The organism is Arsukibacterium sp. MJ3 (assembly GCF_000987765.1).
GTDB lineage: Bacteria > Pseudomonadota > Gammaproteobacteria > Enterobacterales > Alteromonadaceae > Alishewanella.
Map to the genome: position 1 here is coordinate 19,961 of NZ_LAHP01000015.1, position 25,656 is coordinate 45,616.

General features: G+C 46.7%; 25 protein-coding genes. 18 read left to right on the top strand and 7 right to left on the bottom strand.

Annotated features, from left to right (window positions below; all coding sequences use genetic code 11):
* Positions 1 to 26: 26 nt before the first annotated feature.
* The 3 genes from VT06_RS11775 to VT06_RS11785 form a co-directional block, all read right to left on the bottom strand.
* Positions 27 to 944: a histone deacetylase family protein gene (locus tag VT06_RS11775; RefSeq protein ID WP_046554514.1), complete on the bottom strand. Its 918-nt coding sequence runs from the start codon at positions 942 to 944 to the stop codon at positions 27 to 29.
* Positions 944 to 2,791 carry a bifunctional acetyl-CoA hydrolase/transferase family protein/GNAT family N-acetyltransferase gene (locus VT06_RS11780; protein ID WP_046554515.1) on the bottom strand — a complete coding sequence of 616 codons (1,848 nt, stop codon included), beginning with the start codon at positions 2,789 to 2,791 and terminating at the stop codon, positions 944 to 946. The genes VT06_RS11775 and VT06_RS11780 overlap by 1 nt, the downstream gene beginning before the upstream one ends.
* Positions 2,792 to 2,989: 198 nt before the next feature.
* The gene (locus tag VT06_RS11785) at positions 2,990 to 4,417 is read right to left on the bottom strand and encodes a DUF3300 domain-containing protein (protein WP_046554516.1); all 1,428 of its coding nucleotides are present in this window, start codon (positions 4,415 to 4,417) and stop codon (positions 2,990 to 2,992) included.
* A gap of 222 nt (positions 4,418 to 4,639) precedes the next feature.
* Here VT06_RS11785 and VT06_RS11790 point away from each other — a divergent pair, with 222 nt between their 5' ends.
* A complete protein-coding gene (locus VT06_RS11790) occupies positions 4,640 to 5,560 on the top strand; it encodes a glyoxylate/hydroxypyruvate reductase A (protein ID WP_046554517.1) in 921 nt (306 codons plus the stop codon).
* Positions 5,561 to 5,910: 350 nt separating this feature from the next.
* Here the strand turns inward: VT06_RS11790 and smrA are convergent, their stop codons facing one another.
* Complete coding sequence (gene smrA, locus VT06_RS11795; protein ID WP_046554518.1) at positions 5,911 to 6,486, bottom strand: DNA endonuclease SmrA; 576 nt, start codon at positions 6,484 to 6,486, stop codon at positions 5,911 to 5,913.
* Positions 6,487 to 6,554: 68 nt separating this feature from the next.
* Positions 6,555 to 6,860, bottom strand: coding sequence for a hypothetical protein (locus VT06_RS11800; RefSeq protein ID WP_046554519.1), 306 nt, complete (start codon positions 6,858 to 6,860; stop codon positions 6,555 to 6,557).
* Positions 6,861 to 7,150: 290 nt separating this feature from the next.
* On the opposite strand from VT06_RS11800, the gene VT06_RS11805 reads away from it, so the two are divergent.
* Entirely contained in the window at positions 7,151 to 7,525 is a 375-nt protein-coding gene (locus tag VT06_RS11805) for a hypothetical protein (protein WP_046554520.1), read from the top strand.
* A 14-nt stretch (positions 7,526 to 7,539) separates the two neighbouring features.
* Here the strand turns inward: VT06_RS11805 and VT06_RS11810 are convergent, their stop codons facing one another.
* On the bottom strand, positions 7,540 to 8,880 hold the full coding sequence (locus tag VT06_RS11810; RefSeq protein ID WP_046554521.1) for a M20/M25/M40 family metallo-hydrolase: 1,341 nt from the start codon (positions 8,878 to 8,880) through the stop codon (positions 7,540 to 7,542).
* A gap of 153 nt (positions 8,881 to 9,033) precedes the next feature.
* Between VT06_RS11810 and VT06_RS11815 the strand changes: the two genes are divergently transcribed.
* Positions 9,034 to 9,411 carry a response regulator transcription factor gene (locus VT06_RS11815; RefSeq protein ID WP_046554579.1) on the top strand — a complete coding sequence of 126 codons (378 nt, stop codon included), beginning with the start codon at positions 9,034 to 9,036 and terminating at the stop codon, positions 9,409 to 9,411.
* Positions 9,412 to 9,541: 130 nt separating this feature from the next.
* The gene (locus VT06_RS11820; RefSeq protein ID WP_046554580.1) at positions 9,542 to 9,835 is read left to right on the top strand and encodes a helix-turn-helix transcriptional regulator; all 294 of its coding nucleotides are present in this window, start codon (positions 9,542 to 9,544) and stop codon (positions 9,833 to 9,835) included.
* A 61-nt stretch (positions 9,836 to 9,896) separates the two neighbouring features.
* On the opposite strand, the gene rpsT is transcribed toward VT06_RS11820, so the two are convergent.
* Positions 9,897 to 10,166, bottom strand: coding sequence for a 30S ribosomal protein S20 (rpsT, locus tag VT06_RS11825; RefSeq protein ID WP_046554581.1), 270 nt, complete (start codon positions 10,164 to 10,166; stop codon positions 9,897 to 9,899).
* Positions 10,167 to 10,341: 175 nt separating this feature from the next.
* Between rpsT and murJ the strand changes: the two genes are divergently transcribed.
* From murJ to VT06_RS11895, 14 genes are all read left to right on the top strand, one after another.
* Positions 10,342 to 11,916 carry a murein biosynthesis integral membrane protein MurJ gene (gene murJ / locus VT06_RS11830; RefSeq protein WP_046554522.1) on the top strand — a complete coding sequence of 525 codons (1,575 nt, stop codon included), beginning with the start codon at positions 10,342 to 10,344 and terminating at the stop codon, positions 11,914 to 11,916.
* Between the two features lie 54 nt (positions 11,917 to 11,970).
* Positions 11,971 to 12,921: a bifunctional riboflavin kinase/FAD synthetase gene (ribF, locus tag VT06_RS11835; RefSeq protein ID WP_046554523.1), complete on the top strand. Its 951-nt coding sequence runs from the start codon at positions 11,971 to 11,973 to the stop codon at positions 12,919 to 12,921.
* Between the two features lie 22 nt (positions 12,922 to 12,943).
* Positions 12,944 to 15,772 carry an isoleucine--tRNA ligase gene (gene ileS, locus VT06_RS11840; RefSeq protein WP_046554524.1) on the top strand — a complete coding sequence of 943 codons (2,829 nt, stop codon included), beginning with the start codon at positions 12,944 to 12,946 and terminating at the stop codon, positions 15,770 to 15,772.
* The gene (lspA, locus tag VT06_RS11845) at positions 15,772 to 16,263 is read left to right on the top strand and encodes a signal peptidase II (RefSeq protein WP_046554525.1); all 492 of its coding nucleotides are present in this window, start codon (positions 15,772 to 15,774) and stop codon (positions 16,261 to 16,263) included. Before ileS ends, lspA begins: the two co-directional genes overlap by 1 nt.
* Positions 16,260 to 16,697, top strand: a complete 438-nt coding sequence (gene fkpB / locus VT06_RS11850) for an FKBP-type peptidyl-prolyl cis-trans isomerase (RefSeq protein ID WP_046554526.1) — start codon at positions 16,260 to 16,262, stop codon at positions 16,695 to 16,697. Before lspA ends, fkpB begins: the two co-directional genes overlap by 4 nt.
* Before the next feature lie 4 nt (positions 16,698 to 16,701).
* On the top strand, positions 16,702 to 17,631 hold the full coding sequence (ispH, locus tag VT06_RS11855) for a 4-hydroxy-3-methylbut-2-enyl diphosphate reductase (protein ID WP_046554527.1): 930 nt from the start codon (positions 16,702 to 16,704) through the stop codon (positions 17,629 to 17,631).
* 24 nt (positions 17,632 to 17,655) lie between these two features.
* Positions 17,656 to 18,705, top strand: coding sequence for a sensor histidine kinase (locus VT06_RS11860; RefSeq protein ID WP_052750241.1), 1,050 nt, complete (start codon positions 17,656 to 17,658; stop codon positions 18,703 to 18,705).
* Positions 18,702 to 19,424, top strand: a complete 723-nt coding sequence (locus VT06_RS11865) for a LytTR family DNA-binding domain-containing protein (RefSeq protein ID WP_046554528.1) — start codon at positions 18,702 to 18,704, stop codon at positions 19,422 to 19,424. The genes VT06_RS11860 and VT06_RS11865 overlap by 4 nt, the downstream gene beginning before the upstream one ends.
* A 136-nt stretch (positions 19,425 to 19,560) precedes the next feature.
* Entirely contained in the window at positions 19,561 to 20,145 is a 585-nt protein-coding gene (locus VT06_RS11870; protein ID WP_046554529.1) for a GspH/FimT family pseudopilin, read from the top strand.
* 10 nt (positions 20,146 to 20,155) lie between these two features.
* Positions 20,156 to 20,566 carry a type IV pilus modification protein PilV gene (gene pilV, locus VT06_RS17565; RefSeq protein WP_052750242.1) on the top strand — a complete coding sequence of 137 codons (411 nt, stop codon included), beginning with the start codon at positions 20,156 to 20,158 and terminating at the stop codon, positions 20,564 to 20,566.
* Positions 20,563 to 21,483 carry a PilW family protein gene (locus VT06_RS11880; protein WP_082122514.1) on the top strand — a complete coding sequence of 307 codons (921 nt, stop codon included), beginning with the start codon at positions 20,563 to 20,565 and terminating at the stop codon, positions 21,481 to 21,483. Before pilV ends, VT06_RS11880 begins: the two co-directional genes overlap by 4 nt.
* 4 nt (positions 21,484 to 21,487) lie before the next feature.
* Positions 21,488 to 22,000 carry a PilX N-terminal domain-containing pilus assembly protein gene (locus VT06_RS11885; protein WP_046554531.1) on the top strand — a complete coding sequence of 171 codons (513 nt, stop codon included), beginning with the start codon at positions 21,488 to 21,490 and terminating at the stop codon, positions 21,998 to 22,000.
* 18 nt (positions 22,001 to 22,018) lie between these two features.
* Positions 22,019 to 25,159, top strand: coding sequence for a pilus assembly protein (locus VT06_RS11890; RefSeq protein WP_052750243.1), 3,141 nt, complete (start codon positions 22,019 to 22,021; stop codon positions 25,157 to 25,159).
* Complete coding sequence (locus VT06_RS11895) at positions 25,159 to 25,581, top strand: type IV pilin protein (RefSeq protein WP_046554532.1); 423 nt, start codon at positions 25,159 to 25,161, stop codon at positions 25,579 to 25,581. The genes VT06_RS11890 and VT06_RS11895 overlap by 1 nt, the downstream gene beginning before the upstream one ends.
* The last annotated feature ends 75 nt before the right edge of the window (positions 25,582 to 25,656 follow it).

A 25,656-nucleotide genomic window follows, 5' to 3' on the forward strand; every position in this document is an offset into this window, starting at 1 on the left:
AGTGGCTGTTTGGTTAGCTGATTTTGTTACATTAGCCCTTTTAAAAAAGCCACGACACTGCGCCCCAGTGCACTTAGCGAGTACCCGCCCTCCAGCATCGCAACTACCCGGCCCTGACAATGTCTGGTTGCTAACTGTTTTAATTCAGTAGCCAGCCAGTGGTAGTCTTCTTCGCGCAGCATAAAATGCGCCATGTCGTCCTCGGCGTGGCCATCGAAGCCAGCAGACACTAAAATAAGCTCGGGTGCAAAAGCATCTAGCGCCGGTAACCAGTGTTGGCTTACTTCTTGGCGCCACTGGCTGGCTTTGCAGCCACCGGCTAGTGGTAAATTAATAATATGATCAGACACCGTATCGGCACCGGTATGCGGGTACAACGGATATTCAAATGATGAGCAAAACAATACTCTGGGCTCATGTTTAAATATATCTTCAGTGCCATTGCCATGATGAACATCAAAATCAACAATAGCCACCCGTTTTAGCTGATAGTGATTAAGCGCATATTCGGCAGCAATAGCAATATTATTGAAAAAGCAAAAGCCCATTGCCTGATCGTGTGTGGCATGGTGGCCTGGCGGGCGAATAGCGCAAAATGCTTGTTTATCGCTGGCTTGCATTACTTCATCAACAGCATTAATGCCACTGCCGGCGGCATAAAGCGCTGCCGGCAGCGTTTTATTCATCATCTGGGTGTCTGGGTCTAGCCAGATATGGCCACTGGCGGGTGCTTTGGCATAAAGCTCGCTAACATAAAGGGTACTGTGCGCCCGGCACAAATCGGCTTTGCTGGCGGGCGTGGCATCTTTTTGTTGTATTACGTAATCGAGCCCGGAGCGAATTAACTGATCGTTTATGGCATCTAACCGCTGTGGGCTTTCCGGGTGATCATCGCCGGCACTATGCTGGCGACAAATTGCATGACTAAAAACAGTAATGGCCATCAGCTGGCTCCTTTGGCTGGTGCAAGGCTTAAATCAAGTTCCAGATAAACTTCAGAAGGGTCGTCATAGCCTTTACGTTTAAAGCCTGCTTTGGTAAAAACGCTTAGCATCGGTTTATTTTCAGCCCGGACATAGGCCATCATTTTGCTAAGCTTACGGCTGGTAGCAATGTCGATCATTTGTTGCAATAACCGTTTTGCCATGCCTTTTCCTTGATGTTTTTCGCGGGTAACAAAGGCTACTTCACAGCTATTGTGTTCTTTAATCAGGTAATAGCGGCCAACGGCCTGAATTTCAACTATCGAGCCTTTTTGTTTAACAATGCACAGTGCTAAATCCTCGGTTTGATCAACACTGACTAACGTACACGACTTTTCCCGACTCATTTGCGTTGGCACGGTGTTATAGCGCATTTGCAGCGTTTCTTTGGTATGGGAGTAAAAAAACTCTTGCAACCGTCGTTCATCCGATGGGTTTAATGGCCGTAAGTCAAAACTTTCACCGTTAATTTGTAGTTCTTTAAAACCAACAGCGCCCAGTTCGGCCACTTCTACCGGTGTTTGTAATTGATAATGCGGTACCCAGAAAAACTTGCGTACCTCGGCTAACAATTGACTGCGAAATTTTGGGTGTGCTACCCGAATTAACTCCAGCGCCCGTTCCCGAACACTTTTTCCGCGCAGTGATGCTACGCCAAATTCGGTCACTACATAGTGCACATGGCCGCGGCTGGTGACCACGCCGGCCCCTTGTTGAATGTGCGGCACAATACGTGAAATAGTGCCATTTTTGGCAGTAGAGGGCAGGGCGATAATGGGTTTACCACCATTACTCATCGACGCGCCGCGGCTAAAGTCGACCTGGCCACCAATACCACTATAAAACTGATGACCAATGGAGTCAGACACCACCTGCCCGGTTAAGTCGACTTCGATGGCGCTATTTATTGCCACCATTTTGTCGTTGCGGGCAATATTGGCCGGCGAATTAACATACTCGCTGGGGTAAAAGCCAATGTGTGGGTTTTTATCAACAAACTGATACAGCGCCTTACTACCAATACAACAACTTACAACGCTTTTACCCGGATGAAAGGTTTTACGGCGGTTATTAATCACGCCTTTTTTTATCAGCTCCAGCACACTATCCGTGATCATTTCACTGTGCAGACCTAAATCTTTATGGTTGCTAAGATACTGCGTTACTGCGGCACAAATGCGGCCTACACCCAATTGCACCGTGGCGCCATCTTCAACTAACAATGAAACGTATTGACCAATTCGTTCGGTGCGCGGATCAAGCTCTGGCATGGCAACTTCAGGCAGTGCCTGATCGGCATAAAAAAACGTATCAATGTCATCACGGTGAATAAATGACTGGCCATAAGTAATGGGCATTTGCAGGTTAACCTGAGCAATAACTATTTTCGCAGCTTTGGCGGCGGCAGAGACCACATCAACCGAGACGCCCAGCGAATGATAGCCATATTCGTCGGCCGGGCTTACCATAATCAGGGCCGCGTCTAGTGGCAACACGCCCTCGGTAAATAAAGCCGGTATGTCGGTCATAAAACAAGGGGTATAGTCAGCCCGGCCTTCAGCTACAGCCTGTCGAATAGTTTCTCCACCAATAAAAAACGTGTTTACTTTAAATACATGCTGATACTGCGGCTCTGCCCATTTGTTATCGGAAAGCGTAACCAGCTGCACTATTTCAATATCGAGCAGGTTGTGGGCATTGTTAATTAGGTTGTCGATAAGCGCTACCGGCACGGCGGCGTGCGAGCCAATAAAAATCCGGTTACCGGACTTCAGCAACTGCTGCCAGTTTAATGGAGAGTCGGCCATAAGGGCGTTGCCTGAATAGTAATGAATACGAATACTGTAAAGCACTGACCAGACAAGTGCCAGCCCCCACTTTAGTCGCAGCCAGCGCGTAAAAGCGTGTCAGTAGGCCAGTAAAGGCTATCAGGCAGTTACTAAAAAACCAGCCCTGCTTGTTTAGCAGGGCAGGTTTGCGCGGGTAGCGGGTAGCGAAATCGCGAGTTACTCTATACGGCGGCTAGCACGTTCACCGCGAACCTCCCGGCTAACGCTTACTTCTTGGCGTTGTACTTGCGGCCGCTGCATTTGTTGCATTTGGCGCTGCGGCTGAGCTTGAGGCATCGGTTGAGCTTGACGCTGTACTTGTGGTACCTGCTGTGCTTGGTGCTGCGGTTGTTTTTGTGACTGCACTTGCGGTTGTTGCCGTGGTACAGGCGTTATTCTTTGCTCCGGTCTCGTTTGCTGTACTCGCTCACCGTTTTGGCGAGTGTAAGTGTCAGCTGGACGAACTACCGTTGTATTTAATTGCTGTTCCCGTTGCTGGATAACTTTAGTGTCACGGTTGTTCTCGCGGCTATCGCGAAGCTCCCGTTCCGGTCTTTGTGCGCGTTGTTGCTCGTTTAGCTGACGGCTGGACGTTACCGCTGGCGCTTGGCGCAAATTTACCTGATCTGCAGTGCGACGCTGATAGTCCGGCTGATTTCGTTCGCGACTATTGCTAACCTGATTATTGCTAACCTGTCTGTCGTTGGCATAATCACGACGATTGGCCGGCTGAGCCCGGTATTCTTTAGTGACCTGGCGGGCATAACCAAAATTATGCTGGCGGTTTAACACCTCGTGCCGGTAATGCACACCTCGTCTGTGATAGCTATCATGCTGCCAACGACTGGCATCGGTGTAGTGTTTATTGCGCCGCGGATAATAACGTGGCGGGTTATGATAGTAATGCTGATTTATCACAATATGGTGTTGGTGCCAGTCGAAAATACTGAAGTAAAATGATGGCCGCACATTGAAGCTTGGTCCCCAATAAAAGTAACTGCTGGTATGAAAACCACGTGGTGCGTGCCAGTAAACCGGCGGGTAAGCAGACCAGCGCCAATTACCATACACCACCCGGGTATCATAGTAGGGCACATATATTACTTCTGGTTGGCGGGGTTCAATAACAATGATCTGACGTTCGCGCTGTACATTCAGATGCTTCATTTTATCTAATGAACCCTGTTGATAGGCACGCTCACGTAATTGTTGAATACTGGCCAGAACGGCTGCTTCATCTGTTAAAAACATTTCACCCAGTTGCTGCGTCCAGGCTAAGTCATCACTGAGTCGCTGCAGCAGATCAGGAAATGCGACTAATGCTTTAACGCTAGGCTCCCAATCTTCTGATTCAACAGCTTGTACTGCGGCATCACCACTTAAACCGGCATGACGTTCCGACCAGCGGGCTGCCTGCACTACTTCCAATGGGTAGGTTGCGGCAATCAGTACATGAGTTAATACCGTGTCAGGGTATAACGCCACGGGGGCCAATATTTGGTCCAGTTCTGCCTGAGACAGCGAATCGTTAGCTTTAAGGCTAAAGCTACATACCAACAGAACACTCAGGAATAGCGCTTTTAAGCTTAAACTGCGGCTATACATGATGGTTACCTCCACGTGATTCGGTTTGTCGCCAACGAGAATGGCGACACTTAACAGACGACACTTAACACAAGTACAGTAGTTATAGTCAGGTCAGACTTAATGCTGACTGAACTTCGCTTATTCTTTATTCTGCCGGACATTTTTTATAGCCGCGTGCCATGTTATCTTTACAGTCTATCTGGCTGTCAGCTAACAGTAGTTATCACTTCGGAATTTCCTATGAGTATAGCCCTGATCATTCCCGACCGAAAACTGGATGATTTATGCCAGCAACTGCAGCATGCTTTGCCCGATACCCGAATTGAAATCTGGCCAGAGCTAAATGAACCTGCTGACGTCGAATTTGCTGTGGTATGGAAGCAACCTTTTGGTTGTTTAAATGGCTTGGTTAATTTAAAAGCCATACAGTGTTTTGGTGCTGGAGTCGATGCCATATTAGCCGATCCGACCTTACCAGATTTACCGGTAAGCCGAATTGTTGACCCGGCATTAACCGAAGCCATGGTGCGTTATTTAGATGGTGTGGTCAGTTACTACCGTTTGCAGTTGGATGTTTTTAGCCGCCAGCAGCAACAGGCATTGTGGCGGCCCAAAAGCCCACGCAAGCTTAGGCAGCTGACTATTTTAGGTTTGGGTGAGCTGGGCAGTGCTGCTGCCCGGCATTTTACACAACGTGGGTATCAAGTATCGGGGTGGGCACGAAGTGCTAAATCGTTACCTGGGGTGCAATGTTTTGCCGGTGACGAGCAATTATCGCCGGCGGTAGCCGCTGCAGACGTTATCATCTGTTTATTGCCATTAACGCCAGCAACGGATAACCGCTTAGGCCAACACTTTTTTCAGCTATTAAAACCCGGCGCCATTTTTATAAATGTGGCCAGAGGCGCTATTGTTGACGAGACTGCATTATTATTGGCCTTGCAGCATGGCCCGCTCGCTGCGGCTTGTCTTGATGTGTTTCGACAGGAACCACTACCAGCGGACAGCCCGTTATGGCAACAACCGGCACTGCTGATTACGCCGCATGTTTCTGCGGTAACTAACGTTAGTAGTGTAGTAAGTCAGATTGCTGAAAACTATCGGCGCAGCCAGCAAGGGCTGAACCTAATTAACCCGGTTAATCGGGTAAAAGGCTATTAACTGGTTAAAAACCCAGTTATTGTAAATTTGTTACAAGTTAACTACACTCTGCAGCGGTTTAGGGTAACTTAAGCCGAAGACCTAATAAAAATAATAAAATGTGTTACTGAGGTATGTTATGAGTAAAGCGTCCAATCGTGGTTTTGGCTTTACTTCAATCGCCGTTGTGGTTTGTTTGATGGCACTGTCGGCGTTGCTGACCAAAGCCGAAGCAGCCTGCTGGTTAATGTGAGCGGGTAATGATTGAGTAAGGTTACAGGAAATAATTCGGTCAAGTGGAATGACCAACTATCAAGGGGTTAGCAGCGTTATCGGATTTAACCGCTTAACATTGCTAGCCCCTTGATGCTTTAGTTTTTAGTATGGCGCTCGCGGTTTTGTCTTTTTTGTTCAGCATTTTTCTGTAGTAACACATAGGTAGCACTGTAACTACCATGCTGACGTTGCGCCGTATGGGCAGCCAGCACCGCAGGAAGTTGCGGTAACCATTTAAAAACGTAACTGCGAAGAATGGCCGGGTGAGGCTTACTGTTACGCCCCATGCCGTGATGAATTAACACCGTACGAATACCCCGTTGATGGCAGTCTTCGATAAAAAGTAATAATTGGCTGCGGGCTGCAACCAAGGTTTTACCTAATAGGTTTAAGGTGGCATCGAGCTGGTATTTACCCAGCCGCAAATTGCGATATACGCCTTGCTGTACACCGTCTTTACAAAAAGCAAACGGGTCATCCGGCTTTACCAAGTCAACATATTCCATGCTGAGGTAATTAGGGTCGTACTCCATTTGCTGTTCAGCCGCTTTACGCCTGGCTTGTTGTGCTAGGGTGGGACAGAATTCAGTTTGCTGTCGCACTTCATCCTGAGATAACGGCTTTACGTCAGCCATTTCCTGAAGAAACAGGTCAAGTTCATTATCTTGCATATGCCGGCTCCAACTGCTGCGGGAAACAAGTATAACGTGTCACCCGACAGGAAAAAAGTCTGAGCAGCTTACTCTGGTAACGCGTTCATTTTTGCAGGAGTTAGCGATGTAACCGCAGGCTCTGCTGTGTTACTGGCCTGTAACGCTTTTTTACGGGCGCGGGCAAACCGTAACAGATAGTAGGCATTAATTAACAATACCAATAAGTTAGATATCACCCCTTGTGGAATAGCAATATGGCTGTAATAGACAAACAGCAAGCTGCAACCTATTAGGGTGGCTAATCTAAGCCAGAAGACATCTTTAATAAAAAATGCGCCTATACAGATGGTTAAACCAATCCAGCTGATAATGTCATATACCATATTTTCCATGATGTGCCGCCGCCAAGCTACCTAAGATGGCGCGCATTATGCTCAGTGACGAAGCCTTCATCAACTGAGGAATTTTGTTGTTAGAGGATTAGATAAACTAATGTATATACTGGTAGAATAGCAGCAGTGAACGCTTAAGTATTTGTTAAATAACAAGTAGTAATTTTAAATGTGACAGTAAAGCTAATCTTACTTTGTTAAACATTGTACTTTGTTGAAAAAGCAAGCAAAACACGCTCGGCCTTCTATACTTAAGATGTTGTTAAGTTTATGCATTTAAGGGTGATGTAATGATACCAGCTAAAATTTATGAGCCTTTGCCTTACAGTTATATGTTGGCAGGTTTAGTTAGTATGGCATTTTTGCCATCGTTGTTTGGAGTGCTATCAGGGGGGCTATTATTTATGGCGGGCGCGTTAGTGTGGATTGTACGCTCTGAACATCGGCGCGAAGATAACGTGTTTGCTGAGCGAAAAAACGGGCCGCTACCTTTTTGGGGCTATGAGTTATTACCCTTTGCCTGTTTACTGCTGGCACTGACTATTTTTATGTTACCTTTTAGTCAGTTTTATTACCCCTCGGCAGTAATTTTATTGGTCGTCGGGTTGCAGTTGTGGCTTACCAGAACGATGCAGCGCCGACATAGATCGGCGCTGCTAGAGTAACAAAAAAGCGGCGGCTACTTACGTAGATCAACGCTACTGTTAGCAATAACTCGGGTCATAATCAGCCAGGCTTGCAAGTTTTGCTGCAGCGCAGCGGGGTCTATTTTATCAAGCGTGTCATTGGGCGTATGGTGATAATCAAAGTAGTCTGTGCCATCTTGTTGCAAAGTGGCAACCGGCACGCCTAAGGCTTTTAACACCGAAACGTCAGGCCCACCAGTTGCGGTGTTGGTGCCGGCTTCAATATCAAGATGTTTCAGTTGTTGCTGAATTTCGGTACCGAAACTTAACGCTTGCTCACCAAAACCGGTATCAAAACGCCATACCCGGCCAGCGCCAAAGTCAGATTCAGATGCGAACACATGATTCTTTAAATTAGCAGCGTGGCGAGCGGCATAGGCTCTGGCCCCAATCAGGCCACCTTCTTCATTACCAAATAATACTACCCGAATTGTCCGCTCTGGCCGCTGTTGTTTCAGCAAGGCTGCAGTAGCCATAACGATGCCAACGCCAGCACCATCATCCAGTGCGCCGGTACCTTCATCCCAGGAATCGATATGAGCGCTGATCAGTACGATTTCATCAGGACGCTTGCTGCCGGTAATTTCAGCGATGACGTTATGGCTGGTTACCTCACCCGGCAAGTTGTTTTGCATTTGTAAGCTGAGGTTGGTTTCTGGATTAATGGCGAGCATTTTGGCGAGTTGCAACGCATCGGGTACCGAAATTGCCGCCGCAGGGATCCTGGTTACATCGTCCTGATAACGCATAATGCCAGTATGGGCAAAACGGTTATTACTGGTGCCTACCGAACGAATAATAACGGCTTTAGCGCCTAGTTTGGCGGCTTCTACTGCACCTTGGGCGCGAGCACCGACCACCTGGCCATAAAAGCCACCGCGAATATCTTTACGCAGTTTTTGATTAATAAAAACAATTTTATCTTTAACAATGGCCGGATCGGCCTGTTGTAGCTGTTGCAGATTATCAAACATTACAACCTGGCTGGTAATGCCATCAAAAGGCGTACCCACTGAGCCACCTAATGCCGTTAATACCAATGACTGATTAAAAGGGGCTTCAACCCGCAAGCTGGCATTGCCGCGCTCCCAGTATTGCATAGTAAAGGGTTCGCTCCAGACTTTATCAAACCCCAATTCTTTAAATTTTTGTTCAGCCCATGCTACCGCGCGGGCATCCGCTTCACTGCCGGCCAGTCGCGGGCCTACTTCCACGGTTAACGACTCTACCAACTTATAAGGCAGATCGTTATTTAGCTGCAGTTGCCCGGCTTGGGCATTACAGGCTACGGCAAACGTTGCTGCCGTTACTATTGTTATTAACCACAATTTCATCTTTTCATTCTGCCTTAGTATTGTTACATTATCGGGACTTTAGCACGCTTTTTAAACTACCTCATAGCAATGGGCGCTGAAATGCAGGGTGCTCAGGTTAAAACTTGCTTAATAAGCATTTATTATAATATTTTCAACATAGAGGCTTCAAGGATGCAAGCTGAACTACCTTACACCTCAGCATTGTTGGTGGATGATACCAGCACGGTGCGCGATTATTTACGGCAGATTTTAGGTAAGCTTGGTGTAACAACAATATACGAAGCAGCTGACGGTGCGAGTGCCGACCAACTATTTACTGCCCATCATCCGCAGTTAGTCTTTCTTGATATTCAGCTACCAGACATTAATGGCAAGGTATTATTACGCCGCTTTAAGCAGCAGGATCAGCAGGCCCATGTTTTTATGGTGTCAGCTCATTCCAGTGTAGAAAACCTGAAGGATGCGATGGCCGGTGGTGCTCACGCTTTTGTGATTAAACCGTTTTCGGCAAAACGAATATGTAATTTAGTGCAGTCACTGCAGCATTAAGGTTAACAGTTTATTCTGCTTATTTAATGTTCGTTTAATGTTTAATCTTGTTAAACAAGAATGATTATCTTGTCGCATTCTGCTTTAATCGGTCATAATCAGCCAAATACAGATAGCCAGAGAAATGAAAATGAACTTGAATGAGATGTTAGAGAACTCAGCACAAGCCGTTAAATTGTTAAAAGCGGTGTCGAATGAGCGACGTTTATTAATTTTATGCCACTTACTCGAAGGTGAAATGTCGGTGGGTGATATTAATGATAAGCTGGATTTAAGCCAATCTGCTTTATCACAGCATTTAGCATTGCTACGCCGGCATAAGTTAGTAAAAACCCGTAAAGTAGCGCAAACCGTTTATTACCGGCTAAACAGTAGTGAGGCAGAGCAACTTATTGCCTTATTGCACAAAATGTATTGTAGCTAACGGCATAAACGGAACCAACAAAAAAGCCAGCTTGCGCTGGCTTTTTTGTTGGTACAAACCATTAAGCTGTTGCTAATGCCTTAACATGCGCATTTAAACGAGCTTTATGACGTGCTGCTTTGTTCTTATGGATCAGGCCTTTAGCCGCCATACGATCAATTACAGGTACCATTTTGTTAAACGCTTCAGTAGAAGCGGTTACGTCAGCAGTTAATACTGCTGCGTAGGTTTTCTTGATGAAGGTACGCATCATAGAACGTTGACTGGCGTTTTGCTGACGACGTTTTTCTGATTGAATTGCGCGCTTCTTAGCAGACTTAATGTTAGCCAAGGTAACACTCCTAAAAACTAAAATTGGACTCTTTAAAGGCCGCATAATATGCCTATTTAATGCCCCGCTGTCAAATGCTTTCATACTAAAGAGTCATAATTAAATTGTGCTAACTACTGGTAATCGGTATCGATAACAAGCCAAAATACCGCTGGCGCGAATTAAGGAGCAGCAGGTGTCGGGAAAATTATTAAAATCTGGCTTAATTGTTAGTGCTATGACGCTGATTTCACGAGTATTAGGCTTAGTCCGTGATGTGGTAGTGGCGAACTTTGTTGGTGCTGGCGCGGCAGCTGATGTGTTTTTTTTCGCGAACCGTATTCCCAATTTTTTACGTCGCTTATTCGCCGAGGGCGCTTTTTCACAAGCCTTTGTGCCGGTATTAAGTGAAGTAAAAGCTCAGCATGGTGATGATGCGGTGCGGGAACTTATTGCTAAAGTGGCCGGTACGCTTGGGGTTATTGTAACGGTAGTCACTTTATTTGGCGTAATAGCGTCACCGCTTATAGCCATGCTGTTTGGTATGGGGTGGTTTATTGAATGGCTGAACGACGGCCCGGATGCTCAGAAATTCGAGCAAGCCAGCCTGATGTTAAAAATTACTTTTCCGTATTTGTGGTTTATTAGTTTGGTAGCGCTAAGCGGAGCCGTACTCAATACCTATAATCGTTTTGCGGTCGCAGCTTTTACCCCGGTGTTCCTAAACATTGCTATTATTGGCTCGACATTGTATTTAGCACCACAACTTAATGAGCCCTCAATGGCACTAGCCTGGGGAGTTTTTATCGGTGGCGTGGTGCAGCTGCTATTCCAAATACCCTTTTTAGCCAAAGCTGGTTTATTAGTTATGCCGAAATGGGGCTGGCGTGACCCCAATGTGACGAAAATCCGCCAGCTAATGCTGCCTGCATTGTTCGGCGTATCGGTAAGCCAGATTAATCTATTACTTGATACCGTCATTGCCTCTTTTTTACTTACTGGCGCGGTAAGCTGGTTGTATTATTCTGATCGGCTAATTGAGTTTCCGCTCGGGCTATTTGGTATCGCAATAGCTACGGTTATTTTACCTAATTTATCACGGCATCATGCTACGGCGAGTGCCGCCAAGTTCCGGCGAACGCTCGACTGGGCCATTCGCTTTGTTGTGATGTTTGGCTTGCCGGCGATGGCCGCGCTGATTGTGCTGGCAAAACCGATTATTATGTTGTTATTTATGCGCGGCGCTTTTAGTCAGAACGACGTGATGATGGTGTCATACAGCCTGATGGCCTATGCCACAGGTTTAGTAAGCTTTATGCTGATCAAAGTGTTGGCTCCGGGTTTTTATGCCCGGCAAGATATTAAAACGCCGGTACGGATTGGCATTATTGCCATGGTTACCAATATGGGGCTTAACCTACTGCTCGCGCCTTGGCTTAGCTATGTAGGCCTGGCATTGGCTACCGCCTTGTCAGCCAGTTTAAATGCTTTTTTATTATACCGGGGGCTGGCACTGGCCGGGGTATTTTGTTTTAGTAAATCCAGTGGGTACTTTTTGGCAAAAATTGCATTAGCCAGTGTGCTGATGGCCTCAGGTTTATACTGGTTCAGTCCGCCATTTGTGGTCTGGTTGGCACTTGATTTCTGGGCTCAGGCCGGGCGTCTTGCGCTATTATGTTTATTGGGTATTGTCAGTTATTTTCTCATGTTATGGTTGTTAGGGGTGCGTTTATCCCATTTTCGAATGCAAACTGTTGCTGAAAGCAATTAAGTTAGTGGTTATAATGCCGCGTTTATATGCAGTAACAGCAACTTTAAGGCAGGCATGGAGTTAATTCGCGGCTTACATAATATTCAACCACAGCATCATGGCTGTGTGTTGACCATAGGTAATTTTGATGGCGTTCACCTGGGGCATCAGGCTGTGCTGCAAAAGGTGCAGGCCATCGCTGCGCAGTTGAGGTTGCCATCCTGTGTTATGGTATTTGAACCTCAACCGCTTGAGTTATTTGCTGGTAGCGCTGCCCCGGCCCGTTTGAGTCGTTTTCGGGAAAAATATATCGACCTGGCGCGGTTAGGCGTTGATCGCTTGCTTTGCGTGGCGTTTAACCCACGTTTTGCCGCGATGCAGCCTCAGGCTTTTATTGAGCAATTGCTGCTAAAACAACTTGGTAGCCAACAGCTTATTGTCGGCGATGACTTTCGGTTTGGCAATAACCGTGCTGGTGATTTTGCTATGCTGGCAGAAGCAGCCGAACGTTATCAGTTTGGTCTTACCAGCACCTCGAGTTTAAAGCTGGGGCAACAGCGCGTTAGCAGCACCTTGATCCGTCAGGCTTTACAACAAGACGATTTAGCGGGGGCCGCCGCTATGCTCGGGCGCCCTTTTAGTTTAACGGGCAGGGTACGGCATGGCCGTAAACTTGGCCGCAGCTTAGGTTTCCCTACTGCAAATGTCTGGTTGTACCGGCGTAAATTGCCTGTGCGTGGCGTTTACGCCATTACTGCTGAAACTAAATATGGCTGTTTTCAGGGCGTAGCCAATATCGGCAATCGCCCTACGGTGCAAGGTCAGCGTGAACAGCTTGAAGCGCACCTTTTTAATTTTAAATCAGATTTATATGGCAGCCAAATAGCGGTTACCCTGCAGCACAAGCTGCGAAGCGAGCAACGTTTTGTCGATTTGTCGGCGTTACAACAACAAATTACGGCAGATATGCATGCTGCCAAAGCCTATTTTAGTCGCCTGGTCGATGCGACCAGTAGCGTAAGCTAACTTTTAAAACGGAATAAAACGGATGAGCGATTATAAGCATACCCTTAACCTGCCTGAAACGGCCTTTGCCATGCGTGGTAATTTGGCTCAGCGCGAGCCACAAATGCTGGCAGAGTGGACGGCAGATGGCCTGTATCAGCAGATCCGTGAGGCCAAAAAAGGCAAAAAGAGCTTTATTTTGCATGATGGCCCGCCCTACGCCAATGGCAATATTCATATTGGCCATGCCGTTAATAAAATTTTAAAAGACATTATTGTTAAAGCGAAAACGCTGGCCGATTTTGATGCGCCTTATGTGCCGGGTTGGGATTGTCATGGCTTACCCATTGAATTAGTGGTGGAAAAAAAACATGGCAAACCGGGTGGCAAGTTAACTGTAGCTGAGTTTCGGCAGCATTGCCGCGATTATGCTCAAACCCAAATTGAAGCGCAGAAAATTGACTTTATTCGATTAGGGGTATTAGGCGACTGGGATAATCCTTATCGCACCATGGATTTCAGCTCTGAAGCCAATATTATCCGGGTGCTGGGGCGGATTATTGACAATGGTCACCTGCAGCAGGGGTTTAAACCGGTACATTGGTGTACCGATTGCGGCTCGGCACTAGCGGAAGCAGAAGTAGAATATCAAGACAAAATATCGCCAGCTATTGATGTTCGTTTTGCAGTGGTTGATGAGCAACTGGTGGATAAGTTTGATCATCCTGAGCAGCATCGCGGGCATGGCCCGGTGTCGGTGGTTATCTGGACTACCACGCCCTGGACTATTCCTGCCAACCGCGCGGTGGCTGTAAATGCCAAGCTTGATTACAGCCTGGTGCAGGTTGAGCAAGGTGCTAATGGTCCGGAGCGGTTAATTATTGCCACCGACTTAGTAAACGAGGTAATGGCCCGTGCAAACATTGAGCATTACCATGCGTTAGGCTTTTGTAAAGGCCAGCAACTGGAGTTGGCGCAATTACGTCATCCGCTGTACGATTTTAGTGTACCGGTGGTGTTGGGCGAGCATGTTACTACTGAATCAGGTACCGGCTGTGTGCATACTGCACCAGGTCATGGTCAGGAAGACTTTATAGTAGGTAAACAGTATGGCCTGGAAGTGGCCAACCCGGTAGGCGCCAATGGTGTCTATTTACCCGATACGCCAATGTTTGCCGGTCAGCATGTTTTCAAAGCCAATGATAGCGTGGTTGACGCCTTAAAAACCGCTGGTGCTTTACTGGTACACAAAGCTTATAAACACAGCTACCCCCATTGTTGGCGCCATAAAACGCCTATTATTTTTCGTGCTACGCCGCAATGGTTTATTAGTATGGATAAACAGGGTTTGCGCCAGAAGTCACTGGAAGAGATTAAAAATACCCGCTGGATCCCGGACTGGGGCCAGCAACGGATCGAAAAAATGGTAGCAGGGCGCCCTGACTGGTGTATTTCACGCCAGCGAACCTGGGGTGTGCCAATAGCCTTGTTTGTTGATAAAGATACCGGCGCTTTGCACCCTGATACTCAGGGCTTGTTAGAGCAGGTCGCACAAAAGGTTGAGCAGTCGGGTATTCAGGCCTGGTTTGACTTAGAGGCCGCCGAGCTGCTGGGTAATGATGCACAGCGCTATGTCAAGGTAACAGACACGCTGGACGTCTGGTTTGATTCTGGTGTAACGCATGCTTTTGTGGTGGATAAACGGCCAGAGTTTAACCATGCTACGCAGGCTGATTTATATCTGGAAGGGTCTGATCAGCACCGTGGTTGGTTTATGTCATCTTTAATGACGGGGGTTGCCAGTAAGCAGCATGCACCGTATCGTCAGGTGCTAACCCATGGTTTTACCGTAGATGGTGAAGGCCGTAAAATGTCTAAGTCATTAGGTAATGTGGTCTCGCCACAAGATGTTATGAATAAACTGGGCGCTGATATTTTGCGTTTATGGGTAGCCACTACCGATTATACGTCTGAGATGACTGTATCCGACGAGATTTTAAATCGGGCTGCCGATAAATACCGGCGAATTCGCAATACAGCGCGTTTTTTACTGGCTAATTTAAACGGCTTTAATCCAGCTACTGATTTAGTACCTTTTGAGCAAATGGTAGAGCTGGATTTATGGATGGTTAGCCGGGCGGCTAAACTGCAACAAGAAATTATTGATGCTTATGACAACTACCAGTTTCATCAGGTAAGTCAGAAGCTGATGAATTTTTGTACGGTTGAGCTTGGCAGTTTTTATCTGGATGTGATTAAAGACCGTCAATATACCGCTCATCAAGCTGGCGTGGCACGTAAATCGTGTCAGACTGCGTTATATCATATTGCTGAGGCAATGGTTCGCTGGATGTCACCAATCATGAGCTTTACTGCGCAGGAAATATGGCAGGCATTGCCTGGAGAGCGCAGTAAATACGTGTTTACAGATATCTGGTACCCGGCGTTAGATGCAATGCCAGCTGGTCAGTTTGACGATAATTACTGGCAGCAAGTGTTGCTGGTGCGCGATGAAGTAAACAAAGTGCTAGAAGCGGCGCGGCGTGAAGAGCGAATTGGCGCGTCATTGCAGGCTGAGGTAACGCTGTATGCCGATGCAACGCTTACTGCTGCACTGAGCAAACTAGGCGACGAGTTACGTTTTGCTTTAATTACTTCAACAGCACAAGTATCAGCAGATACACCTCCAGAGCATGCTGTTGCCACAGATATTGCCGGTTTAAAAGTACTGGTTACTGCCTCTGCTGCCCCTAAATGTGAGCGCTGTTGGCATCATCGGCACGATGTTGGCGCCGATAGTGCTCATCCCGGCATTTGCTTGCGTTGTGTCAGTAATGTTGCTGGTGCCGGTGAACAAAGGAAATTTGCCTGATGCAATTGTTTAAAGAGACTGGCTGGCGCTGGTGGTGGCTTATTCTGGCATTTATTGTGCTGGACCAGCTCACCAAACAATTGGTGCACCAGCAAATGGCGTTATATGATTCTATAGCGTTATTACCATTTTTTAATCTGACGTATGTGCGGAATTACGGTGCAGCTTTTTCATTTTTGAGTGATGCCGGTGGCTGGCAGCGGTGGTTCTTTACTATTATTGCCGTGGTGATTAGCATGGTTATTGCCGTTTGGTTAAGCCGGGTTAGCCGGCACCAGCTAAAGCTAAACCTGGCGTTGGCGTTAGTATTGGCCGGTGCCATTGGTAATTTAATTGATAGGCTGGTTTTTGGTTACGTAATTGATTTTTTTCATTTGTTTTATCAAAACTGGCATTATCCGGCGTTTAATATTGCTGATTCGGTGATCTGTATCGGTGCCGGCCTGCTAATTTGGGACAGTTTTAGCAGTCAACCAGAGGATAAAGCATGACACAGGCGCAAATTGTGGCAAACAGCACGGTTATATTTCATTTTGATATTACCTTAAGCGACGGGAGCGCGGCTGAAAGTACCCGGGTGCATAATAAACCGGCTAAACTTCAAATGGGCGATAACAGCATTTCGCCAGCGTTTGAAGCCAATATTATGGGCATGGAGGCCGGGGCAAAAAAAACCTTTACCCTGGCGCCACTTGACGCTTATGGTATGCCAAACCCCGACAATATTTATTATGTCGACCGCAGTAAATTTTCCGGCGATGCGCCAGCCACAGTAGGTAGCATTATCGGTTTTGCCATGCCCGATGGCTCTGAACTACCAGGCTTGGTGCGTGATGTCGTAGGCGACTCGGTTACTGTTGATTTTAATCATCCGCTGGCCGGCCAGACCCTAACCTTTAACGTTGAAATAGTAAAAGTGAGTTAATTACATGGATATTTTGTTAGCCAATCCGCGTGGTTTTTGTGCCGGGGTCGACCGGGCCATTAGCATAGTAGAACGGGCGTTGGAGATTTACGATCATCCGATATACGTGCGGCACGAGGTAGTGCATAACAAGTATGTAGTCGATGGCTTGCGCCGCAGTGGCGCGGTGTTTGTAGATGAATTAGATGAAGTGCCTGACGGTAATATCGTCATTTTCAGTGCTCATGGCGTGTCGCAGGCAGTGCGCGAGACGGCTAAGCAGCGCGGTTTAAAGGTATTTGATGCCACTTGCCCACTGGTAACAAAAGTGCATATGGAAGTTACCCGGGCCAGCCGCAAAGGCATTGAGTGTATTTTAATTGGCCATGCCGGGCATCCGGAAGTAGAAGGCACCATGGGGCAGTACGATAACCCCGCTGGTGGTATTTATCTGGTTGAGTCAGTGGAAGATGTGGCCAGCTTGCAGGTGAAAAACCCGGCTCAGTTGTGTTACTCCAGCCAAACCACCTTATCAGTGGATGATACTGCCGATGTTATTCAAGCGTTACGCCAGCGCTTTACCGATATCGATGGGCCGCGCAAAGACGATATTTGTTATGCAACCCAAAACCGTCAGGACTCGGTGCGTGATTTAGCGGCTAAAGCTGATTTGTTGCTAGTGGTAGGGGCTAAAAACAGCAGTAATTCAAACCGCTTACGTGAACTGGCAGAGAAAATGGGTTGTACGGCGTATTTAATTGATACCGCCAATGATATTCAGCAAAGCTGGCTTGATAATATTACTGCTGTTGGTGTTACCGCGGGAGCCTCGGCGCCCGAGGTGTTGGTGCAGCAGGTGGTAGCACAGCTAAAAATGTGGGGTGGTAAAACCGTTAATGAAAACCCCGGGCGTCCGGAAAATGTGGTGTTCGCCATTCCGGCTGAATTGCGTTAGCCACTAACTAATACAGGAGGTCGGGTGAATAACGCAGTTACTGCTAAATCTTACCCGTTATTTCCTTTACCTGACGTGTGCCATGGCCGCATGGTTATGCGGGTACTGGTGCTGGCTCAAGCCGTGGCTATTTTGCTGGCTTTTGCACCAGGTACCGCAGAAAGCCCCTGGCAACGTTTAGGTTTAATCAGCTTATTTGTGCACTGGATAGCGCTACTGTGGGGCTATAGCTATTGTAAGCTGCGACCTCTACTGGCAAAGCTGCGGCCTTTACACATTGCGCTGGGTTGTATTACGCTGCTTTTTTTGATGACGGCACTGGTAAGTAGCCTAGCGTGGTTATGGTTGCATGACACCAGTGTTTTACGCTCACATACTTTTCTGCATTTTATTTTGGCAAATCTGATGATTGCGCTGATTGTGGGGTTAATGGCTATTCAACTAGGGCTAATGCATGCCGAACGTAATCAGCAACTTGCGGCCCAAAGCCGGGCTGAACTGGGGGCATTGCAAGCCAGGATCCAGCCGCATTTTTTATTTAATAGTTTAAATACGGCGGCCGAGTTAACCCAACAAGACAGTAAAGCCGCCGAGCAGGCATTGTTAAATCTGGCTGATTTATTTCGGGCGGCTATGCATGCCGGTGAACACATTAGTTTAACCGACGAAATAACCCTGGCGCGGCAGTATTTAACGCTGGAAAAATGGCGCTTAGGAGAGCGGTTAAAGCTTAACTGGCAGCTCCCTGAGGTACTGCCAAAAATGCAAGTGCCGGCGCTAACCATTCAACCCTTGCTGGAAAATGCGGTACGCCATGGTATAGAAAGCTGGCAGCAGGGCGGCGTTATTGACATTGAATTGATTAATAGCAGCCAGTCGGTGACTATTCTTATTACGAATCCGTTTGCGCCAGCCATAGATAACAGCCGCAGCAATGGTGTGGCATTAGTAAATATCAGGCAACGTTTACAGCTTTATTTCGGAGAAAGTGCCAGTTTACACCGTAGTGTGGTGAACGGTAAGTTTCGGGTAAAGCTGGTGCTGCCAAAAAACCGGCCCGGCAGTTACGGATGAAAGTATTAATTGTTGACGATGAGCCACTAGCCCGCGCCCGCCTAATGCGATTACTCAGTGCTATTAACGGTTTTAGCTGCGTAGGTGAGGCACAAAACAGCCAGCAGGCGCTGGCATTGTGTCAGCAGTTGCAACCCGATGTTTTATTATTAGATATTGCCATGCCCGGCGGAGATGGCCTGCAGCTGGCCGCTAAGTTAGCCAGCCAGCCGGTGCCGCCGGCGATTATTTTTGTTACTGCTCATCCACAACATGCGCTTGATGCTTATCAGGTTTGCCCGGCAGATTATATTTTAAAGCCAGTATCGGCAGAGCGGTTAAGTGCGGCTCTGGCCCGGCTGGGTAATCGTACTCGTGCGCATTTGGAGCGCCAGCAAAACTCAGCTGACATTATTAGTTATCAGCTAGGGGCCACCACCCGCCAAATTTCCCTTAATAAGGTGCAGTATTTTAGTGCCGACAGTAAATATGTGCGAATGGTGTTTACCGGCGGTGAGGCGTTGTTAGAGCTTTCGCTTAGTCAGTTACAGCAGCGTTATCCTCTGCAGTTATTGCGCATTCACCGCGGCACCTTAATCAATAAGCACTATTTTAGTGCCCTACGTGCTGCCGCCGACGGCAAGCACTATATTGAGCTAACCGGCCTTGATAGCCGGCTGGAAGTTAGTCGCCGCGCGCTAAGCCAGGTAAAGCATGCATTACAACTTGCGACGGGTTAGCCGCGCTCTGGCTACACACTTACCGTTTATCGGCTAATTACACCTTTAATCCTGCTTAACATGGGAATAGCCAGCGGCATTTGTTAGGTTAACGCTGTCAAAAACCTTTTTAATTATTAAAAAAATGGGAAACACTATGGCATTAGTGGATGCAAATAGCAGGTTAAACCGGCTGCGGGGTTTTACCTTAATCGAGCTGATGGTAACAGTAGCTGTATTAGCGATAGTGCTAACCGTGGCAGTGCCAAGTTTTGCTAATTTGGTAAATGGTAACCGGCTAACTGCACAGGCTAACGATATATTGGCTGCGGTTGAATACGCCAAAACAGAAGCAGTAAAAAATAATGCGACCGTCACTTTTTGTCACTCCAGCGATGGCACTAGTTGCAGTGAAGCGCCTGCCGGTGGTTGGCGAGGTTGGTTAATTGGTATGTCTGCTGCGCCTACTGGGATAACCGCGGGTAGTGTTATGCGGGCTGGTATTGTTGAGTCAGCTCAATTAGTTATTCGGGCAAGTGCTCCACTTACTGGTTCAGACGACGAGATCAGAATTACCCCTCAGGGATTGTTACGAACGAATAATCGCTTACCCATGGTGGCAACACTTAGGGTTTGTCATCCAACAACGTCGTCTAATCCGAATAGTCGTAATCTGCGGATCCGCTCAGGCGGCCAGCTATCTGTTATAAGTGAACAGCATGCGGGCTGTCCAGCGCCTTAGGAGTTGTAAAATGAAATTAATCAACGGTTTTACCAAACAACAGGGCACTAGTTTGTTAGAGGTGTTAATAGCGGTATTGGTTCTGGCAATTGGCATATTGGGTGTTGTTGGTTTGCAGTCGGTTAGTTTAAGAAGTACCAATACTGCACATGAGCGGGCCATGGCGGTGATTTTGTCAGAAACGTTATTTGAAGTGATGCGTGCTAACGGACCAATCGCAAGAACAGGTGCTTTTCAAATGGACTCTTGTGCTGGTGTGGTCGGTATTCCTGTTACAGCGGATTGGCAGCAAGATGTTAAGCAAGCAACATCAGAGTGTGCTGATGTTGCATGGAATGACGGAGTTTACACAATAACCATGGATTGGTCTGATCAAAGGCTTAATGCCAGTTCCGTTGTTGTGATGGAGGTAAGGCCATGAGGAAATTCAAAGCGAGCAAGGGTTTCACATTAGTGGAGTTAATGATTGCTTTGGTATTGGGTTTGGTTTTGTTAGGCGGCGTTATCGGTGTATTTTTGTCTAATCAAACCACCAACAGAGTTAACAATGAATTGGCTTCACTCCAAAGTAGTGCTCGCTTGGCATTTCAATTGATGTCTCAAGATATTCGAAGCGCAGGTTTTGCCGGTTGCAATAATTCTGGCCGGGTAGTCAGTATTATTGCCGGTGCGCCAGCATGGTCACAATGGAGTGGTGGTTTAGAGGGTTTTGCTATCGCAGCAAACGGGGTAAGCGAATCTATTCGTTTAATGTATGGTGCTGATGCTTCTGTTTCAGTAAGTAGCCATGTGCCGCCACTCATTAATCTTAATGCTGACTCTACTCTTGAAGTTGGCGATATTGCTATGTTGTGTGATGACTCATTGGCCAGTGTTTTTCAAGTGTCAGCCACAGGCGTCAATACCATTAATCATGCTGTCGCTGCCCCTTTAAATTGTGCTACAGATTTAGGATTTCAATTTCCATTTGTTTGTACCGATGCCCGGCCCCGCATATATCCTGGCGGAGCTATGCTAATGCGCTTCGAGTCTGCACTGTGGTTAGTTGCGCCAAGTACTGATAATCCAGCAATAAATTCGTTATTCAGAGAAATAATTATTGGTGGCAATGTAATACGAGAAGAAGTGTTGTTTGGTGTAAGTAGTCTTACTTTTTCTTATCAAGACGGTGGTTTACCCTTTAATCCGGTGGCGTTTTCGCCAGCCGTTGCCATGGGCAACGTTACAGGTGTAGCAGTATCATTGTTAATGGACGCTGATGCTTTTACCAATGCGGATTTGCCATTAGAAATGCGTACCATTGAATTTTTTGCCTCCGTGCGAAACAGGTTGAGGTAGTAATATGCAAAATTATAATCGTCAAACAGGTGCGGTGTTGGTGGTGTCATTGCTACTACTGCTGGTTATTACTCTGGTGTCTGTTGCCAGTATGCAACGTTCAGTATTACAAGAAAGAATGACCGCAAACTTGTATGAGCGGCAATTAGCGGTACAGCAGGTTGAAGCCGCATTACGTTCTGCTGAAGTGTGGGTCGCAGCTCAGCTGCCAGATCCTAGAAACAGCATTCCTGCCAATAACTGGTTTTATGATGTGCCGGTAACAGCATTAACCGACCGTTGGCGCGACCCCTTAACCGATTGGCGAGCTGCACCAGCAATAAATACTGATATGGCTAATGCCGCACAATATTTTATTGAATATCTGGGGGAATGGCCGTCACCAATTAATCCTGATTGCGCCAGCGCCACAACAATTGAAGCCGATTGTTTGTCGCCCACTTTTCGTATTACCGCTCGAAACATTGTAACGCCGGGTACGCCGGAAGTGCAGATGCAAACCATTTGGCGTTTGTAAGGTTATGAGGAATTTAAAATGAGCACTATGAACATAAAATCGAATAAGGTTTTACTAATGCTAAGCTTCGGTATGCTGTTTGGCGCATCAATCGCCCATGCCGCCACAACGCTTGCCATACCTCAGGTACCACTGCAAACAGGCAGTGATGTACCCCCGAACATTCTATTTATGCTGGACGATTCAGGCTCTATGGCCTGGTCTTACATGCCAGATGATATCAGCGGCATCTGTAATGACGGCACTAACGCTGCTAACAGGGCTCGTGGTAGATCGCCCAATGTTAATAAAGCTTACTTTGACCCAGCAATTACTTATCAGCCGCCATTAGCAGCAGATGGAACACCTTATACACCCTCTGATTTCACATCAGCCAAAACGAATGGTTACGACAGTAGTTCTGGTACGGTGAATTTAAGGACAAATTATAGAGCTACTTGGCATTATCAGTCTGGCAGTGTCAACCGTTATTGTGGTGAGTCGGGTGCGGCAGATTATTATTTATTTGACACGACGTTGTGTACCAATGCTAGTAATAACAGCTGTTACAAACGCTACATTGTTGATGAACAAACTGCCGTAGTAAAAACCAATTTTGCTAATTGGTACTCATTCTACCGTACCCGATTAATGTCTTCAAAAGCGGGTATAGGTAGAGCATTCCAAACCTTGCCAGAGACAATGCGGGTAGGCTATGGCCGGCTTAATCGAAGCCCAGAAGTAGAGCGTGGGGTAAGGGCATTTGAGGGTGTGGGTAAAAATCAATTTTATAATTGGCTTTATGGCCGCCCAGATACCACTTCCGGTACGCCTTTAAAAGCAACGTTGCAAGCAGCTGGAGAATACTTTAAAACTGCAGAACCATACCGGGCTGAGCCGGAAAACAGCAGTAGTGGTTTAGTTTCTTGTCGGCAAAATTTTACTGTGTTAATGACCGATGGTTTTTATACTAACCAAAATCGTGGTTTTAGTGATTCTGATGGCGATGGCAGAAGTGACACCCTGGCTGACATTGCCCATTTTTATTGGAAAACTGATTTACGTACAGATTTAGATAATAATGTGCCTAGCGGCTCACTTGACCCCGCTGATTGGCAACATATGGTGACTTATGGCGTTGGTTTGGGTGTTGACGGCTCACTTGATCCAGTTGTTGCCAAAAATTGGCCAATTAATGATAGCCGTTGGCCTACACCTAATACTAACCCACGGAAAATTGATGACTTATTGCATGCTGGGGTGAATAGTCGTGGTGGCTTTTTTAGCGCCAAAGATCCCGATACCTTTAATAGTGAATTAACTAATACGCTGCGCAATATCGTTAATCGCGTGGCGTCAGCTTCCAACCTTGCTGCAACGACAACGTCATTACAAGAAGACAACAGTGTTTTTCAGGCATCGTTTAATACCTCCTCTTGGAGTGGTGATCTAGTCAGCCGCGATGTTGCAACATTAGGTGTGCAGTGGACCGCTAACTTCCCCGTTTGGAGCACACGTAAAATTCAAACTACCCGTGGCGCTGGTGCCAACCCCAGTACATTTGATTTTACCTGGAGTAATTTAAATAGCAGCGAAAGGGCGTTACTAAATAATGAGGATACTGTTGATTATCTGCGAGGATTGAGAACTAAAGAGCAAACAGCCACGAATCCAACGGGTACTTTTCGGGAAAGAACCTCTGTATTAGGTGATATTGCCCACTCTGCGCCGGTATATATTGGCGAGTCTCAAAATAGAAATTACCAACGCTATAACTGGGACGGCGCTGACAGTTATCAGGCATTTGTTACCGCAACTAAAACCCGAAGCCCTAGGTTATATGTTGGCGCCAACGATGGCATGTTGCATTCGTTTAATGCAGATGCATCAGCACCGACGGCAGGTATAGAAACTTTTGCATATGTACCGCAAGCAATGATGGCAACGGGTTCTCGTTTAGCTGATTTTGCTAACCTTGACTATGAACATCGTTTTTATGTTGATGGCTCACCGACAGTAGCTGATGTTTATATTAATGGTAGTTGGAAATCAGTGTTGGTTAGTACCTTAGGTCGCGGTGGCGAATGGATGTTTGCTTTAGATGTCACTAACCCTAACGATATAAAAATATTGTGGGATATAAAAGTTCCTGAAGTAGGTATTATGCCACATAAGCCTTTAATTACCCGCTTAAATAATGGTCGTTGGTCTGTGGTGACTGGCTATGGTTATAACAATACTGCAAGCAAATCAGGTTTAATGGTCATCGATTTGGAAAGAGGAGCGGATTTACCTATTATTAAGATGGAAACTTCTGGAACTGAAGCAATTGGTCTTGCTCAGATAGAAGGTTGGGATCAGAATAAGAACGGTAATACAGATTGGATATTTGCTGGTGATATTAATGGCAACGTTTGGAAATTTGATCTAAGTGCAACGTCTACTAGTGCTTGGGCCTTAGCTTATTCTGCTTCTCCACTATTCGTTGCTAAAGATACTGACGGTAATCGGCAACCCATTACCGGTGGCGTAACACTGCAAAGTCACCCGGATACCGCAGAGTTATGGGTATTCTTTGGTACGGGTAAATTTATAGAAACTGGTGACAGTGTTAATGCTGATAGCCAAAGCTGGTATGGTATTAAAGACGGCTCTCCTATTACTGATAGAAGTTTGCTGGCGTCTCGTACCTTGAGTAACGTAACCTATGTAAACCCAGACACGGGTGAAAATCGACCCGCGCGCAGTGTACCCATTGCTGCAGCAAATGATATGGATGGTAAGCGGGGTTGGGTAATGGATTTACCAGATATTCGTGAGCGCATTAATTCAAAACCAAGATTTGTTGGCGGAAATTTGATAATGAATACTATTATTCCGGATACCGACCTTTGTAATCCTCAAGGTGATGGCTGGATCATGGCGGTGGACCCGTTTAAAGGGAGCCGATTATCAGGACCTCCATTCTTCGATGTTGATAGGGACGATGCGTTTGACGAGGGTGACGAGCTGCCTGATGGTTCATCCCCGAGTGGGCTTAGATTTTCTGGTATGCCAGGCGAGCCAGTCTTTGTTGGTGATGAAATGTTGGTAGGTGACTCCAGAGTCGCTATAGATTCTAGTCGAGTTAACCTACAAGTTCGTCGGGGACGTTTATCATGGCGTGAGGTGATTAACTAATGGTTGCATATTCGACTAAACAACAAGGTATGACCTTAATTGAAATTATGATCGTGGTAGCAATCGTTGGCATACTGGCCTCGATTGCTTACCCTTCTTATCAGAACTATGTTTTACGCAGTCATCGGGCGGCAGCTACCGGTTGTTTACTGGAGTTATCACAATTTATGGAGCGTAATTACACGCAGAATATGCGCTATGATTCTGTTGGGTTTGCTTTGCCTAATTTGCAGTGCAGTACAGAAGCAGCAAATAGATATACTTTTGGCAGTGTACAGGCGCAGCGAACCTATACAGTAACGGCAACGGCTATCGGGCCACAAGTAAATGATACTGACTGTGCAACGCTGGGTATCAACCAGGCCGGTACTAAGCTGGTCAACAATGACAGTGTTGCAGCAGCAGTTGCCGCATGCTGGTAATTTATTGCATTTAAGTTTGATCTTTTGAAATAATGTTGTAACTTTATAGTTAAGTAAAATAACTATGGCATAGGG